Below are 15,629 nucleotides of genomic sequence, written 5' to 3' on the forward strand. Positions count from 1 at the left end.
ATGCTATAATGGAAGGTATTATTATTAAGGGAGATAACCTTACTGTTCTTGAGTCAATTAAGGATCAATTTAAAAGAAAAATAAAATGTGTATATATAGATCCTCCATATAATAATGGAGAAAGTTACAAATATTACAATGATAAAAAACAAGAAAAATGGTTAAAAGAAGTTGAACAAAGAGCTGTTATGCTTCATGAGTTTTTAACTGAAGATGGAAGCTTTTGGATATCTATAAACGATGCAGAGGTTCACTACTTAAAAGTTGGATTAGATGCCATCTTTGGAAGGAATAATTTTGTTACAACTATTATTTGGAATCACAAACTCAGCAGAGAAAATAGAAATATTTTTTCTCGTAATAATGAGTATATTCTTGTATATGCAAAATCTATTAAATCATTTAAGAGTTCACGCAACCTTCTTCCACCTACTGAAGAACTTATTGATCGGTATAAGAATCCTGATAACGATCCCAGAGGATTATGGCAATCAGTTTCGTTAAGTGCTCAAAACGGTCATGCAGTTGATTCGCAATATTATGGACTGAAAAGTCCGAATGGAAGAATTCATTATCCTCCAAAAGGGAGAGTGTGGGTTCATAATCAAGAACGAATGTTACAGGAAATAGAAAATAACAATATATGGTTTGGGAAAACGGGAGATAATGTTCCGCGGAAGAAAAAATTTTTGAAGGATGCTAAAATAGGACTGACGCCCGAAACTTTGTGGTTTGGTGAAGATGTTGGTACTACTGAAGAAGCTAAGAAAGAGCTTATAAGTTTATTTCCAAGTATGGAGCCATTTGAGACACCAAAACCTGAAAGATTACTTAAAAGAATTATTGAAATATCAAGTAATGAAGATGATTGGATTCTTGATGCATATGCAGGATCTGGGACAACATGCTCTGTTGCAATGAAATACAATAGGAACTTTATAGGGATTGAAATTGGAAACCATGCAGTAGACATTATCTACGAGAGAGTGAATAAGACAAATAAGGCAAATAAGAGAGATTTTAAGATTTCTTTTATAGATATGTCAAAAGATGAACCGGTTTTGAAGTAAATGTAATAGAATAGATTGTTTGATAAAACAGAAGGTTAATTGCTATTCGTATAAACTTATGAGTAACAAATAACCTTCTGTTTATATTTTACAAATTTTATGTATGCATAAAAAATAAATATTTTCATTTATAAATATATAACTATAGGGCTCTTTTTTTAAAATTTTTATTATCATTTTCAATCAAGTTATTTTTAGAATACTAATTATTCATTATAAAGATTCACACTATTGAGATTTAAAATTTAATCATAAATATGTTAGTGTATTCAAAATTACCTTGTTGCAAGCAAGGCTTGCCAAAGAAAGTAACGAATAATCGGAAAAGAAATGATGAATAATGATTGTACCAACTGAAAACACTCTAAAAAAACAATCAAGAACATCTAATACACGTGAAAAGGACAAAGATAAGAATAAAACAGAATAAACTAGACAAACCAAAAGATGAATCTGAAGCAGGTAACATCGTTATTGACAACAAAGACGAATTAAACGACTTCGATAACAGTAAAACTGTAAAAGACCTTGTAAAGACAAACGACAATGGAACATATACCGTCACAGAAGAAGCCATGCGTAAAGCAATTCTAGATAAAATCAATATGTACCGTATTGCAAACGGATTAAGAACTGTAACCGTATCTGATGATTTAGTAGATTAGGCTGCATCAAAAGCAGAATACCACAAAAAGGGTTATCTACATTGGGACATTGAAAAATCGAAATAAGAAGAAGCAAAAATTATTGATAAATTTAAAAATGTCTTATACGTAACGAATGACCTAGCAACGTTCCAAAGCGACTTGATTCATGAGAAGTAAAATCTATGAACGATGCTTTAAAGTTAGCAGACAAACTTGCAGAGAGCATTGTAGGCAAATACGGAGGTCTCCTATCAAGACGGGCACAAGTTCGACATTCTCGACGCTAATGTGTGGTTAGCGAACTTGATTTTAACATCAAAACAAGAAGCATATACTGATGTATGGACAGGTCAAACAAAATACACAACAGTTTGGTATCAAGCGTATGTATATGCAGCAACAGAATAACAATACAAGCATTCTTAACAAATTTTCGTTGGGAATGCTTTTTTTACTAAAAAAGTTAGTTTCACGTCATTTCCCACAACACCTGATTTTCAAAATTGTTGAAATGAATCCACCTCTCGTTAAAATAACGAAAAATTATAAAAAACAAAGAATGAACGGAAAATACAGTTCCTAAAAATAGGAACCAGAAAAATGCAAAAACACGCAAAAGTTAAGGGATAATATGTTGCGAAAATCCTGAAATAACGACATTGTCGCTCCAAATATCGTGTTATGTTATTATATTTCCACTCTGAATATAAAGGTTCCTATTTTTACCAAAAAGTTCCCTAGTTACAAATTTAACAGGAAAAAATAGGAAACCAAAAGGAATCTCTTAATTAAACGTTCTTACAATAAATTTTTTTAAAGCAACCAAATAATGGAAACATATTTAAAGAATACAGATTTCAAAATTTATTCTGAAGAAAAAATGGTATTTTAGATTTTTTAATGGATGTTGTTAAATATACACTTGAATTTCTGCTAAATCCCATTTCTATTGTGATTATCGGCTTCAATTTCCTTTATTTATGTATAGTCTACTATTTTGCAGATAAAGAAAATTCACTCGGATATATAAAAGATTATCTAATTATACTGTTTTTCTCTGTATATCCTATAGTCGCTTATTTAAAAAAATTCAATTTCAAACAACTATTTCATGAACAGAAAGCAGAATTATTTGGACTTGATGCAATTCCATTGTTTATAAACTCATCTTATACTTTTTCTGTTGTTTAGGAAATAACATTAGTGTTTATTTTGACAATACTTTCTATCTTAATAGCAATTGGAAAGCAAAAAGAAGATACAAAAATAGTAGCTAAATTCTTCTGTTTTTTCTTAATAACAATCTCTTTGTTTATAATCATTAGTTATTTTTCGCAGTTTATTAAGAATATTAATGATGTTTTTACGTTGAATTCCTGATTATCATTTGATTTAGAATCATTGGTTTGGATAATCAATATACCGGTGATTTACTTAATTAGAGAAATGTTTTCATTGAAAAGAAAATAATATTTAGTGAATATAAAAATCGGGTATATCCGTATGTTAAATACTGCGTAGAGCTATTAGCAAGAAAAATTAAATTTCGGAAGTATGAACAGATTGATCGTAATATATCAAACTGTATTCAAGAAGCAAAAGAGTTATCAGCAGTTGGCAAAAATAGGATATATATTAAGTTGAATAAAAAAATCTATCAGATGAAGTCTTAATAGCTATTGCTAGTGATGCAATTTTAGGGAGAAATAAGTTTACTAACATAAATAATCATAGAGAAAAATATCCTAATGTAGTTGAAATTACAAATGTGAATAACGAATTATGCATATTCTGGCAAGATAGCTTTGTAGCTCCTCAATATAGGATTGATAGAACTGACCGGATGAATACCGTTGAATTATTGGAAAATATAAAATTAATCCGAACTTAGTGGTCGTACTTTAAAAAGTACAAATACTGATGAATCTTCCTTTGAGTTTCTACATCATTCATGCTTTAACCGATTTTCTTAGAATGAGAATTAATACATTTATTCTAAGAATCTTGATGTTTTCAATACTTTTTGTTTTGAAAATATTGAAGCTAGATAAAGCGAATAAGTTGATGATGCTATTAAAAGTACAACTATAAAAAAATCCCCTGCCAAGAATCATCTTAGCGGGGTTTTATTTTGATAGGGAAAATGGTAGGGAACCATATCATTTTTAATGAAATCAAGCATTTTATAAGTTGAAAAACGTTGATTTATCGGCATTCCCCATTCATATTATGTTAGCTCTTTATTCCCAATCGACAGTAACTACGCAAATCCAACAACTAGAACAAGAGCTTCATGTGAAACTATTCGATAAATTTGGTCGAAAAATGGTTTTAACCTCAGCGGGGAGCGCTTTGCTGCCTTCTGTGAATCAGATACTTGAAACATACAACACCATGAAAAACTATTCAAATAATGCGGAGTTAAAAGGTGAATTACGGATTGCCGTCCCCGAAAGTATACTCACATACCAAATGCAGTCCATTTTAAAGGAATTCCATGAAAAAGCTCCCAATGTAAAATTGTATTTAAAAACGTTAAATTGCTTTGAAATTCCGTACGAGGTTGAAAATAGTTTAGTTGATTTAGGCATTTATTATGATGTTGGTGAAAAAAGTGATCAGATTACCAAAAGTAAATTGGGGTCGCACTCTATTTCTATAATTACGAGTGCTCAAAAAGAGATAGAGTCCATAAATTTTTTAATGAAAATAAAGAATTTGATGTATCTTTTTTATCGAATGATGTGAATAGTATTTATCAAAAACATTTTGAAGCGATGATTAAAGAGCGGAATATCACCCTTAACCACCGAATGGAAGCTGGGAGTATTGAATCGATTAAATGATGCGTGATTAATAATTTAGGTATTGCTGTTTTCCCGAATTTAGTGTTTGGGGAGGAGCTTGGAAAAGGGCTGATACGCAAGGTGCCAAGTCCTATGGATAATCAAGAAATAGCAACGGTTTATAGTTATCATGGAAAAAGGTGGATGTCTCCGAATTTAGTGTGTTTTATTGAGATATTGGAGGCGGGAAAAGAGGACTTCTGACCAATTTGTTTGGAAATCAGTTATACTGATTAAGTAGATTTTTAAACCATAAGACTATACAAAATTAAGTTTTAGGAGTGTGAAAAATGACCTTTCTAAAAAAATACGGTTTTTACTTCTTATTACTCGCTGTCCTAAGTGATTTCCTAACACCCTACATACTCGGAATATTTTACCCAGAATTAAACCAAATGACGCAGGTTATGAGTGTGTTTGGGGATGTGGCTAGTCCGGTGCGGGGAGCGTTTTTGGTTTGGTCGGTGGTGTCTGGGGTGTTTTTTGTGCTCGCTTTGCCGGCGATTTATCAGAGCGTTGTTAAAACTTCGCGGACTTTGGCGATTTTGCTCGTTTCTGCGATTGGTTTGTATGGGATTGGCGATTGTATTTTTACGGGGTTGTTTAGTATTGATACGGAGCAGGCGAGTTGGACGTTTTCGACTTGGGTTCATAATATTGGGTCAGGGCTTGGTTATGCGGGGTTTTTGATTTTTCCGTTGTTTCTGGTCATACTTTACCGGAAAACTGGCGATAAAACCCGCAGCAATGTCTATCTAGTTTTACTCATCGTTAGTTTGCTGTCGGCTGGTGTTTATGGGCTTGCGCGGATTCCTGCTGTGAATGACTTGCCGGTTTTAGATAAAATTGGTTTTTGTCAGCGGATTAGTTTCTTTTTTAATTATTTACCGATTGTTGTTTTTGGTGTTGATCGGATTAGAAAACCCTAGATTTTTTATGAATCTAGGGTTTTTTGTTCGCAAAGTTTGATAAATTGTTGGAAATCTTCTTGTTTGGCTAGTTTTTTGACGAAGCTGCGTTCATTTAGAATAGTGACGAGTTGGCCGAATAATTCTTCAAAAGAGTTGTCGCGTTCTTCTTTCATGGTGAGCAAAAGGACGAGTTTGACGCGGTTGCCACTCCAGTCAATTGGTTTATCGAGTGAGCATACGGCGACGGCATTTTTCTTCGCGCTTCGCTGGATGGCGTGCGGAATTGCGTAGTAGTTGCCGTAGCAGGTGCTGGATAAATGCTCGCGCTCGAACACTTTTGCTACGTAATCTGAGTCGCAGTAGTCAAATGCAGTTAATTGCTCGCAAAGAAAGGTGATGGTTTCTTCTTTGGATTTGAAGTTTTGTTTTGGAAAGAATAGTTCTTTTTTGAAAAACTTTCTGGAAATCGATTCCGTTTTTGGTTTTGCTTCTAAAATGTGTTTGATTTTTTGCAAATCGCTGTCTGCTAATAGTAAATCATAGTGATAGACTGGTATGTCGGTTGTTAGGTTTAATGGCTCGGCGGTTAGGATTAGATGGATTTCTTTGTCTAGGATGAATTGCTTGATGTCGAAAATAGACTGAGAAACGAGTAAATCAATCGAAAAATCTGGTATTTTCTTTAGTTGGTTATGAACCAAGCGTTGGCTGCCCGCGCCGTACGGGGAAACTAGGAGGATTTTTCGCTTTTTACCGTGATTGATTGTTTCCGAAGCGGACAGAAAATGCAGCGCGATATAGGCGATTTCGTCATCTGGAAAAGTAATCGCTAACTCTTTTTGGATAAAGGCTGAGGCATAGACGCTGACGTTATAAATAAATGGGAACTTGTTTTTTAATTCTTCGGTGAGCGGGTTCGTTAAATATTGCTTATGATTGGCTCTTTTGTAAAGGGCTGATATGTGAGCTACTAGATAGGTCGCTATTTTTTCGTCAGCTGAAAAGTCGATATGGAAGTTTTGATCCACTGCTTCAAGGAGCCTAGTGACAACGCTGCCAAAAACTTTTGCGTCAATGGTGGAAGTTGTCGTTAGTTTGCCGGAATAAAGCCGGGCGATATAGCTTAGTTCTTGGGTTGGAATATTGATTTGCAGTTCATTTTCTAACGTTTCGGCTAGGTGCTCTGCCATTTCAAGGCTAGTTTTATCTTGCTCGAGTAAAGCGGTTCGCTCTATATAGCTGCCCATACTGATTCGCTCAATTAAAACGGCAATATGCAAAATGAACGAAATCGTCGAGAAATCATTCATGAAAAATTCGTTCTTTTTGTGGTAGGCAATAATGAGCTCGGAAAGTTGTTTTAGATTGCAGTAATCGAAGTAATCAGCGTATTTGTCTAGACTTAATTGATGGTTTTCGATTTCTTGATTGAGGAACAGGTTGAAGATGCGGCGTTTTTCTTCTTCGCCGCCCTCGGTTAGTAGTTCGTTGTTTTTTCGAATAATACAAAGCGACTCATCTTTTTCAGCGATAACGGTGTTGAGCTCTTTAATAATACGTGCTAACGTCGATTCGCTAATGAAAAATTGATCCGCTAAATCATAGAAATTGGTATGATCTTGTTCGATGATATGGCGTAATAATTCAAAATGTAGATTGTCGCTATTTTTGGATAGATTCATTTGTGAAAGTTGCTCGTTTGGTGTTAGAAAATAGCCTTTTCCAGCTTTTGATGCAATGATTGTGGAACTAAATGACTGGTTAATTTGCATAATGTCATTTCGCACAGTTTTGGAAGAAACGCCTAACATTTCTGAAAGTGCTTTTGCTGTTACTGTCTTTTGGCTGTCGTTAAGCTTTTCTAACAATGAACGTTGCCTTTCTGAAATAGTCATTATATCCCCCCCTAATTCTCCCTTAACCTATTGTTATTATACAACACCAAATAGAGAAAGAGACGAGTTTTTTTGTCCCAATCTCTATTTAAATGGCTATTAATTAGCAGCGATGTTTTCTTCCTCGGCTTCTTTTTCTAAAGCAACGAGATTTTTCTCATAAACTTTTAGGAATGGGTAGTACATCAGACCGTTTAGGAAAATCAGGATGAATACGAGAACGATGGCTCGCCAGTCCATGGTGGATAGAAATGCTCCAATTGGCGCGGGCATTTGCCAGGAGAAGACGGCGAACGTTTTTCCGACAACCCCGAAATACATACAAAGATACGTAATAACGCCATTGAAGACGGATGTGAAAATGAACGGGAAGAAGAAAATCGGATTCAGCATTAGAGGTGTTCCGAAAATAAGCGGTTCAGAAATTCCGAATATGGAAGGTAAGAAGCCGACTTTCCCGACGGTGCTTAGTTGTTTGGACTTGGAGCGCATCATTAAAAAGGCAAGTGCGAGAACGGAACCAGAACCACCAATGATAACGAAATACGTCCAAAATGGTGTCGTGAAAATATTCGTCAAATCTTGACCAGCCATTTTTTCAGCGGCGTTGATTGAAAGGTTTCCGTCACGAATTGGGCCTAGAATTCCGGCAAGTGCGGCATCGTGTACACCGAAGAACCAGAATAGGTGAACTAGGAAAATACTTAGAATCGTGAATGGTAAGCTATCGGCTGCTTTGAAGCTCGGCGCCATTTTTTCATATAAGAATTGGATGGCAGTTGTGTCTAGTAGGTTGAAAATGATAAAGATAATCGAGAAAAAGGTCATTAAAATGATACCAGGAACTAAAGCTGCGAATGTCTCGGATAGGGAAGCTGGGACGCTATCGGGCATGGTTATTCGACCGACATTTTTCTTGCGCATCCAGTGATAGCCTTCTACGGTAACGATGGCGACGAAAATCGAAAGTAGTATTCCGCGTCCATCAAGGAAACTGATGTCTACTTCTTTGCCGTCCCAGCCCATTTTGATTGGATTAAGTACGAGCATAAAGAAACCGGCGATAGAAAACATAAGTGGGCGTAAGAAATCTTCGTGGTAGTGTTTGCATAAATAATACGTGATACCGACGCAAATATATAACGACATGGCGCCAAGTGTGATTCCGCTAATCCAGTTTAGGATTAAATCATATTTTTCGGCAAAGTTAGCCCAGCCAAGCAGGAAGCCGTTTTTCGTATCATCTGTTACTGGAGCCGCTTTCAAAATAATCGGAATCGAACCAAACAATGTAATTGGCAGCATGGACATAAAGGCATCTCTGGTTGCTTTCAAATGGCGTTGCTGGCTAAGTTTGTTAGCCAGCGGGGAAATATATTGATCCATTTTTTCGCTAATGGTATTAAATCGCATGTTTTTATCCTCCTATTAATTTCTGGATGTCTTCGTAAACCCCTTTGCCGTCCATGATGCCGTATTTTACTGGTGAAATGGCATGGACTGGGACGCTGACGGCCTGTTTAATTTGTGGCATAAGGAAACGGATTTGAGGGCCGATAAGAACGAGATCGACACCGTCCAAATAATCGGTATACTCGGATTCACTATAAGCAGTGACGTTTAATGTGTTGCCAGAAGCGGCTTCGATTTTTTTCGCAAGCATTCCTGTAGACATACCAGCATTACAAACTAACATGATATTTTTCATTTTCCTGCTCCTTTTTTTAAAATTCTCTTCGTTTGATGAGTTTTTCCTGACTTTCAATCATTTCTTTGAACCAGTAGTAGGAAGCTTTTGGTTTTCTGATTTGGTTGTTTTCGAAATCAACTGCCACAAGTCCGTAACGCTTTTCGACACCATTTTTCCAAGAGTAAAGGTCGAACGGAGACCAAGCGTAGTAGCCGCGAACGTCACAACCAGCATCGATTGCGTTGAAAATGGCGTTAATATGGTCGTTCATAAAGGCGATTCGGTAGGCATCATCTACTTGTGGCACAGAAACGTCTTCGCGAACACCAATGCCGTTTTCCGTCACATAAAGTGGTAATTGATAGCGTTCGTAAGCCTCGATTAAGCCATCTTGTAAGCCTTTTGGATAAATTTCTGTGTCCCATTCGGTCGTTTCGTTGGCGGGATCTTTCACTTGTTCGAACCAGTTTTTGATGAGAACTTTACTTTCGCCTTTTTTACCGCTGTGGTTAAATTGTAGCTGTGTTTCGCCACCAGTGTATGGTTTAACGAGTGTGCGAGAATAGTAATTTAAGCCGATGAAGTCGACGGTGTTTTGTTTAATTGTTTGTAGTTCGTCTGTTTTCATAAAGCTGATATCGTGCGATTTTGCTAGTTCGGCAATGAGGTCGACTGGGAATTCGCCAAGTGCGGCTGTGTCGAGAATCCAGTTGTTGCAATAGTTATCAGCGTAGCGCATTGCGATTTTTGTTTCGATACTTTCATCGACACCATTAACCGGCGTGTAGCTGTGGACAATGCCGATTTGCCCAGGATAGCCGCCTTCTTTAAAAGCCTTCACGCCTAAAGCACTCGCGTACATTACATTATAAGCCGCAATCATTGTCTTTTGCGTATCTTGATAGCCGGGCGGGTAGTTGCCGATTTTATATCCGTTAGCAACAAACCATTTTGGTTCGTTAAAAGTGGTCCAATTCGTGATTTTATCGCCAAAGTGGTCATAACAAACCTTGGCATAATGCTCAAACGCGGCACAAACATCGTGATCCAACCAGCCACCAGTTTCTTCCCAATATTGCGGCAAATCCCAATGATAAAGTGTCACAAACGGCTCGATATCATATTTTTTACACGTATCTAGCAAGTTTTGATAAAATTCGATCCCTTTTAAGTTGATGTCACCTTGCCTATTTTTTATAATCCGCGGCCAAGATAAGGAAAAACGATACGAATTTTGTCCGCCTTCTTTCATCATCCGAATGTCTTCTTCGTAGCGACGGTAGTGATCGCTCGCCACATCGCCATTCTCAAGACCAGCTTCATGCAAGTAGTAGTCCCACATCGATTCCGCCTTGCCATCCACATTCCAAGCACCTTCACATTGATAAGAGGCCGTTGCACCTCCCCATAAAAAGTTATTATTCATTAGATAAACTCCATTTCCATTGATAAATTTCTCCCAGTTCCCGAATCATTTCCACAGCAATATCCGTAGAAGACAAGTGACCTTCCGCATGAACAAGCAGTAAATCCACCTCTTTCATTCGGTTCTCAGAAGATAGTTTTCGTAAAAGTTCCGCGTGCGCTCGGTGCGCCAGTTTAATCTCATCTTTCGCTTCGGTAATTTTCTGCGTGAAAGCTTCGATGTTTTGCTGTTTTACTTCTTTCAGTGCCTCAAAAGCACAACTTTTCGCATTCCCGGCGTGTAAGATGATTGCCATGGAATCGAGTTCTGTTGTTAGTTCGTTGCTATCTGTCACGTAAAGACCTCCTTTTGATTTGTCTTTACTATAGCTGGGAAAATGGGGGAGGTGAAATTATTATTTGCCACTTTGGAAGTGGAAATTGGTTTTGGTTTGGAAATTTTTATGTACTAGGATATGATGTTATAGAAGACGAAATATCAAGGTGGAACGGAATTAACCGTTAATTATATACAAAAAAGGAGAGCAACGAGATGAACAAGAAGTTAATAAGTATTATTTTTTTAGGGATTTGTCTTTTGTTAGTGGGTTGTGGTAAAGAAGTTGTTGATAGTAAGTATACTGGGAAGTGGAAGTTGGAATCGGTTGGTGTAGGTGCTAGTGATGGGGCGAATTTCAAGGACACGGATGAGTCGGGTAAGATTAGTGTTGATCTGGAAATTGATACGGACGGGAACGTAAAAGAATTGTATATTGATGATGAAGTTGCCATGACTAATTCTTATAAAATAAAACAAAAAGATGGCGCTGAATATCAATATGATGGCCCGGTAGTTAGTAAGAAAGTGTATAGTTATGAGACAGAAAGTGAAAAAGAGAATGTGCAAAAAGTCCTTGAAATGGTTAAAGCGAAGGATAATATCAAGATAACGAAAAGTGAACAAAAAGGAAATGAATATCATTTAGACACTAAGGAAGAAAGCGATTATGTGCTTTCTATGGAACTGGAAAGTGAGAATTTAATTTTGAAAAAAGTGGATGATAAAGAGAACATTATGGTTAAGGAAACTTATAAGAAAAATTAAATTATAAGAAACGGAAGTCCGTTGTAACCACCTGTTTTTAAAGATTTATGAAGACTATTCTTTTGAGGATTTCTCGGGAGGATAGTTTTTTTGTTGAACAAGCACTTTTTATAGTTAAATTCACAACAAATCTACATTCTTAGGTATAATGTATACGAGAAGATGAAAATACATTATATAAAAAGGATGTTTGTGATGAACTTAGTGGCATTATTAAAATACATGCAAGAAAACTATGGGGAGCAAAGAACCAATTATCCAATGGCTGGGAATGAAGTAGCCAAAAATTTTAAACAAGGTGTTAAAACAGCTTTTGAAAGCACCTTTTTAGGAGAAGATTACGAAATATCTGCGTCTATTGGTACAGGAGGTTGGGCAAATGTCCCTTGGATAGCAGTGCATGATAAAGAAATTAGCACAAGTGTACAAGAGGGAGTTAATCTAGTTTACTTGTTTACAAATGATTATCAAGGTGTTTATTTATCTTTGAATCAAGGATATACATATGTAAATAAAAATTATAAAAATGCTAAATTGACTTTAGGGAAAATTGCTCGTTTTTGGCAGGAAAATTTGTCCACGTTAAAAGCTGAAAATGGTTTTACAATTGACCCAATAAACTTAGGGCGGGAGAAATCTCGTTATACTGATCTTGTGAAAGGTTATGAATCATGCAATATTTATAGTAAATATTATGATATCTCGGATTTGGGAGAAACTGATAATGATTTGTTACTACAAGATTTGCTGCAAATGCTTACTATTTTTAAAGAATTAAAAGGCCACTTAGTGTTGGATGACAAAAAAGGTATAGAAGCTACAATTGATTTCATAATTAATAATGGAACTTTCAATGAATTAAGTGAAAAAGCAAAATCAGAGAAAATCGTTGAAATAGAAAAAAAGCGTAAATTAGTTTTAGGTAAAGAAGAAACGCATTCAAGAAATTCGGTGGTTAAAGAAGAAAAAGTGCCTTACATCACCAAAAGAGATTATGCGAAAGAGGCTATTAGAAATACGGAAAAAGGATTGCAAGGAGAGTATTTGGTAATTAATTATGAACGAGAGCGATTAATAAAGAACGCTATTACAAAACCTTATGCAGATAAAATCACTCATGTTGCTGAAAGTGGTGATGGGCATGGATATGATATTATTTCCTATGACATAGATCCAGATGCACCAAATAAAGTGATAGAGATTTATATCGAAGTTAAAACAACGACAGGAAATAGAGATGCTGCTTTTTACTTATCAGATAATGAATTAAATGTTGCTAGATTAAAAGGTGAGCTTTATAGGGTTTATCGGGTATATGATTATAATACAGCACCAAAACTGAAAATTATTGATAATTTATTCGATGCGACCTTAGAAATAAAACCAATCAATTATATCGTAAAAAGGAGTGAACCAAAATGACAAACACACTGAAAATCAGCTACCAAAAAACACCTTATAAACTAGGCGGGAACGGTCCGCGCAATGTAGGCGTTTTGACAGAAGTACTTCAAAATATTGATGACAACTTAGAAAGCGATATTTATGGAAACGGCGAAATTATTGAAAACTTTGAAATAAAAATCGCGAAAATTCTCGGGAAACAATCTGCGGTATTTTTCCCAAGTGGGACGATGGCTCAGCAAATTGCGTTGAGAATCTGGGCGGACCGGAAAGAGAATCGGCGCGTGGCATATCATCCGCTTTCGCATTTGGAGATTCATGAGCAAGACGGGCTAAAAGAGTTGCAGCAAATCACGCCAATATTACTTGGAACGGCGGATCGACTTGTGACAATTGACGATATTAAAAGCCTTCGTGAGCCAGTTTCTAGTGTGCTTATCGAACTTCCACAACGCGAAATTGGTGGGCAACTGACTTCTTTTGAAGAGCTGGAGGAAATTTCTGAGTATTGTCATGAAGAGGGTATTCAGTTGCATCTGGACGGGGCGCGGTTATGGGAAATCACGCCGTTTTATCAGAAGTCTGCGGAAGAAATTTGCGCGCTCTTTGATAGTGTATATGTATCGTTTTATAAAGGGATTGGCGGGATTGCTGGGGCGATTTTGGCTGGGAATGATGATTTTGTGCAAGAGGCGAAAATCTGGAAACGGCGGTATGGCGGGGATTTGATTAGTCTCTATCCGTATATTTTGTCCGCGGATTATTATTTTGAAAAACGGATTGGGAAAATGGCGGAATATTTTGAGATGGCGAAAGGATTGGCGGAGCGGTTTAATTCGTGTCCGGGTGTGAAGACTGTGCCGGAAGTGCCGGTTTCTAATATGTTTCATGTTTATTTTGAGAAGTCGGCTAGTGAGGTTGGGGCGATTTTGACGAAGATTCAGGATGAGACTGGAGTAGGGGTTTCGGGGTATTTGCAGGAGGAATCGGCGGATGTCTGTGCGTTTGAGGTTTCGATTGGGGATGCGTTTGCGGAGATACCGGGGAAAGATTTAGAGTCAGTTTTTGAATGTTTGGAAAAGGAATTTAGGCTATAAATTTGGATATGAAAAGACAAGCTATTTTCTATAGTAGCTTGTCTTTTTTAGTAGGAATTATATTTTATTTCGAGTGATTATCTGATTTTAATTCGGATAGGATTTCATCAATTGTCTTAGCTTCTTCTCTTGGTACCTCTAAGGATGTCTTCTCTTTTTCTACAATTTCATCGTAACCTTTTCTCGGTTCTTTAAACATTTTATCAAGTTCTTCAGAGCAACTAAATATTTTCACGTCTTTACCCGCAGTAAAACTCAGATTTTTATCATTATTTATGTATCCATCAATGCTTATGCCAATAGGGTTAAATTCTTCATTGGTATAAGTAACTGTATTAAAATCGGGAATATTATATTTAAGATATATTGTGATTTTTTCTTTTTGGTCATTAAAAAAAGCTTGGTTTTCATGATGTTTTATAAAAAGTAATCCGACTAGGATAAATAGTACAGTGACAATGGCTAGTATAATAATTTTAGTTCGTTTTGACATAAAGTGCCTCCAACATAGATGACTTATAATCAATATTTTAGCATATTTTTTATGTTAAACGGGATTTGCCTTTGCGTATTTTAGGATTATAGATATAATAAAAATGAATATTTCAGTAAAAGGAGGTTCCCCATGCCAAAACTAATCATCGACGCAGACGATTTCGGTCTATCCAAAGCAATCAACCACGGTATCATCGAAAGCTACAAAACCGGCATCACCACATCCACCTTACTCATGCCGAACCTAGAAACAGCCGAGCACGCAATCGCTCTCGCAAAAGATCACCCAGACCTATTCATCGGCCAACACACAAACTTCCTACTCGGAAAACCGTGCGCAAACCCAACAAAAATACCGTCACTCGTCGACGAAAACGGGGAATTCCATCGTTCCAAATATTACCGGGCTAACCCAGAACTGAAATTCCAATACAAAGATGTGCGCACGGAAACCATCGCTCAAATGGAACGGTTCAAAGCGCTAACTGGTCATTATCCAGAGCACATCGATTGCCACTCAATCGGTGATGAAACGGTCGATCAAGCTTTCTTTGATATCGCGCGCGAGTTCGGGATCCACACCACTTTAAAATACAGCGGTGATAAAAAATGGCCGGAGCAAGAAGGATATTTACCAATTGCCAAACTTTTGGAATCGGGCGCACTCCCTTACACAAATGGCGGCGTCTCGGTTGAGAACTTCCTTAATGATGATTTTGGTTTACTAAAACTGGCGCCAAACGAAATCGCAGAGATGCATTTTGATGTGGGATTTTTGGATCAATTTGTGCTGGATAATTCTTCCTACACGTTGATGCGGTGCCGGGAACTTGCGACGATTTGTGACGTTCGAGTGCGGGATTGGATTCGTGAAAATGGGTTTGAGCTCATTTCTTTTGGGGATTTACAGCGTTAAAACTCTATGTTATGATAAACGCAACTTAATAAGAAAAACTGGGGGGGCCGATTCTGGCTGAGATTGGAAGGTAATGCTTTCTGACCCTTTGAACCTGTTTGTTAGTGCAAGCGTAGGGAAGTGAATGTGAAAGTGACCGGAAAATTTAT

Annotated in this window: 13 protein-coding genes, 1 pseudogene and 1 riboswitch; of the genes and pseudogenes, 8 read left to right on the forward strand and 6 right to left on the reverse strand. The window is 36.8% G+C overall.

Features of this window, described 5'->3' with window-relative positions:
* Positions 1-8 precede the first annotated feature (8 nt).
* The 4 genes from HCX62_RS00425 (at position 9) to HCX62_RS00440 (ending at position 5,492) form a co-directional block, all read left to right on the forward strand.
* Positions 9-1,070, forward strand: coding sequence for a site-specific DNA-methyltransferase (locus HCX62_RS00425; protein ID WP_185531326.1), 1,062 nt, complete (start codon positions 9-11; stop codon positions 1,068-1,070).
* Positions 1,071-1,465: 395 nt separating this feature from the next.
* Positions 1,466-1,735, forward strand: a complete 270-nt coding sequence (locus HCX62_RS00430) for a hypothetical protein (RefSeq protein ID WP_185636618.1) — start codon at positions 1,466-1,468, stop codon at positions 1,733-1,735.
* 2,172 nt (positions 1,736-3,907) lie between these two features.
* Positions 3,908-4,465: a LysR family transcriptional regulator gene (locus tag HCX62_RS14015; RefSeq protein WP_260490785.1), complete on the forward strand. Its 558-nt coding sequence runs from the start codon at positions 3,908-3,910 to the stop codon at positions 4,463-4,465.
* 388 nt (positions 4,466-4,853) lie between these two features.
* Complete coding sequence (locus HCX62_RS00440) at positions 4,854-5,492, forward strand: DUF998 domain-containing protein (RefSeq protein ID WP_185636619.1); 639 nt, start codon at positions 4,854-4,856, stop codon at positions 5,490-5,492.
* 5 nt (positions 5,493-5,497) lie between these two features.
* Here the strand turns inward: HCX62_RS00440 and HCX62_RS00445 are convergent, their stop codons facing one another.
* The 5 genes from HCX62_RS00445 to HCX62_RS00465 form a co-directional block, all read right to left on the reverse strand.
* Positions 5,498-7,369, reverse strand: a complete 1,872-nt coding sequence (locus tag HCX62_RS00445; protein ID WP_185636620.1) for a BglG family transcription antiterminator — start codon at positions 7,367-7,369, stop codon at positions 5,498-5,500.
* 99 nt (positions 7,370-7,468) lie between these two features.
* On the reverse strand, positions 7,469-8,782 hold the full coding sequence (locus tag HCX62_RS00450; protein WP_185636621.1) for a PTS sugar transporter subunit IIC: 1,314 nt from the start codon (positions 8,780-8,782) through the stop codon (positions 7,469-7,471).
* Between the two features lie 4 nt (positions 8,783-8,786).
* Positions 8,787-9,077: a PTS sugar transporter subunit IIB gene (locus HCX62_RS00455; protein ID WP_003722919.1), complete on the reverse strand. Its 291-nt coding sequence runs from the start codon at positions 9,075-9,077 to the stop codon at positions 8,787-8,789.
* 16 nt (positions 9,078-9,093) lie between these two features.
* Positions 9,094-10,485, reverse strand: a complete 1,392-nt coding sequence (locus HCX62_RS00460) for a glycoside hydrolase family 1 protein (protein ID WP_185636622.1) — start codon at positions 10,483-10,485, stop codon at positions 9,094-9,096.
* Positions 10,478-10,819, reverse strand: a complete 342-nt coding sequence (locus HCX62_RS00465; protein ID WP_003765181.1) for a PTS sugar transporter subunit IIA — start codon at positions 10,817-10,819, stop codon at positions 10,478-10,480. The genes HCX62_RS00460 and HCX62_RS00465 overlap by 8 nt, the downstream gene beginning before the upstream one ends.
* Before the next feature lie 197 nt (positions 10,820-11,016).
* Between HCX62_RS00465 and HCX62_RS00470 the strand changes: the two genes are divergently transcribed.
* From HCX62_RS00470 to HCX62_RS00480, 3 genes and pseudogenes are all read left to right on the forward strand, one after another.
* Positions 11,017-11,568 (forward strand): hypothetical protein, encoded by a 552-nt coding sequence (locus HCX62_RS00470; RefSeq protein WP_052930069.1) that lies wholly within the window; start codon positions 11,017-11,019, stop codon positions 11,566-11,568.
* A gap of 195 nt (positions 11,569-11,763) precedes the next feature.
* Positions 11,764-13,030, forward strand: a pseudogene (locus HCX62_RS00475) (MrcB family domain-containing protein).
* Positions 12,987-14,069 carry a threonine aldolase family protein gene (locus HCX62_RS00480; RefSeq protein ID WP_185636623.1) on the forward strand — a complete coding sequence of 361 codons (1,083 nt, stop codon included), beginning with the start codon at positions 12,987-12,989 and terminating at the stop codon, positions 14,067-14,069. The pseudogene HCX62_RS00475 and the gene HCX62_RS00480 overlap by 44 nt, the downstream one beginning before the upstream one ends.
* 64 nt (positions 14,070-14,133) lie before the next feature.
* Here HCX62_RS00480 and HCX62_RS00485 read toward each other — a convergent pair whose 3' ends face one another.
* A complete protein-coding gene (locus HCX62_RS00485; RefSeq protein ID WP_376740656.1) occupies positions 14,134-14,562 on the reverse strand; it encodes a DUF1433 domain-containing protein in 429 nt (142 codons plus the stop codon).
* Between the two features lie 132 nt (positions 14,563-14,694).
* Here HCX62_RS00485 and HCX62_RS00490 point away from each other — a divergent pair, with 132 nt between their 5' ends.
* On the forward strand, positions 14,695-15,480 hold the full coding sequence (locus HCX62_RS00490) for a ChbG/HpnK family deacetylase (RefSeq protein ID WP_185636624.1): 786 nt from the start codon (positions 14,695-14,697) through the stop codon (positions 15,478-15,480).
* 30 nt (positions 15,481-15,510) lie between these two features.
* Positions 15,511-15,616, forward strand: a riboswitch (TPP riboswitch).
* The last annotated feature ends 13 nt before the right edge of the window (positions 15,617-15,629 follow it).

It is taken from the genome of Listeria swaminathanii (assembly GCF_014229645.1).
Classification (GTDB): domain Bacteria; phylum Bacillota; class Bacilli; order Lactobacillales; family Listeriaceae; genus Listeria; species Listeria swaminathanii.

What these genes read in the sequence shown, in the direction of transcription:
- HCX62_RS00425 (WP_185531326.1), top strand. Translation starts at nt 9, where the DNA reads ATGGAAGGTATTATTATTAAGGGAGATAACCTTACTGTTCTTGAGTCA.
- HCX62_RS00440 (WP_185636619.1), top strand. Translation starts at nt 4,854, where the DNA reads ATGACCTTTCTAAAAAAATACGGTTTTTACTTCTTATTACTCGCTGTC.
- HCX62_RS00445 (WP_185636620.1), bottom strand. Translation starts at nt 7,369, where the DNA reads ATGACTATTTCAGAAAGGCAACGTTCATTGTTAGAAAAGCTTAACGAC.
- HCX62_RS00450 (WP_185636621.1), bottom strand. Translation starts at nt 8,782, where the DNA reads ATGCGATTTAATACCATTAGCGAAAAAATGGATCAATATATTTCCCCG.
- HCX62_RS00455 (WP_003722919.1), bottom strand. Translation starts at nt 9,077, where the DNA reads ATGAAAAATATCATGTTAGTTTGTAATGCTGGTATGTCTACAGGAATG.
- HCX62_RS00460 (WP_185636622.1), bottom strand. Translation starts at nt 10,485, where the DNA reads ATGAATAATAACTTTTTATGGGGAGGTGCAACGGCCTCTTATCAATGT.
- HCX62_RS00470 (WP_052930069.1), top strand. Translation starts at nt 11,017, where the DNA reads ATGAACAAGAAGTTAATAAGTATTATTTTTTTAGGGATTTGTCTTTTG.
- HCX62_RS00480 (WP_185636623.1), top strand. Translation starts at nt 12,987, where the DNA reads ATGACAAACACACTGAAAATCAGCTACCAAAAAACACCTTATAAACTA.
- HCX62_RS00485 (WP_376740656.1), bottom strand. Translation starts at nt 14,562, where the DNA reads ATGTCAAAACGAACTAAAATTATTATACTAGCCATTGTCACTGTACTA.
- HCX62_RS00490 (WP_185636624.1), top strand. Translation starts at nt 14,695, where the DNA reads ATGCCAAAACTAATCATCGACGCAGACGATTTCGGTCTATCCAAAGCA.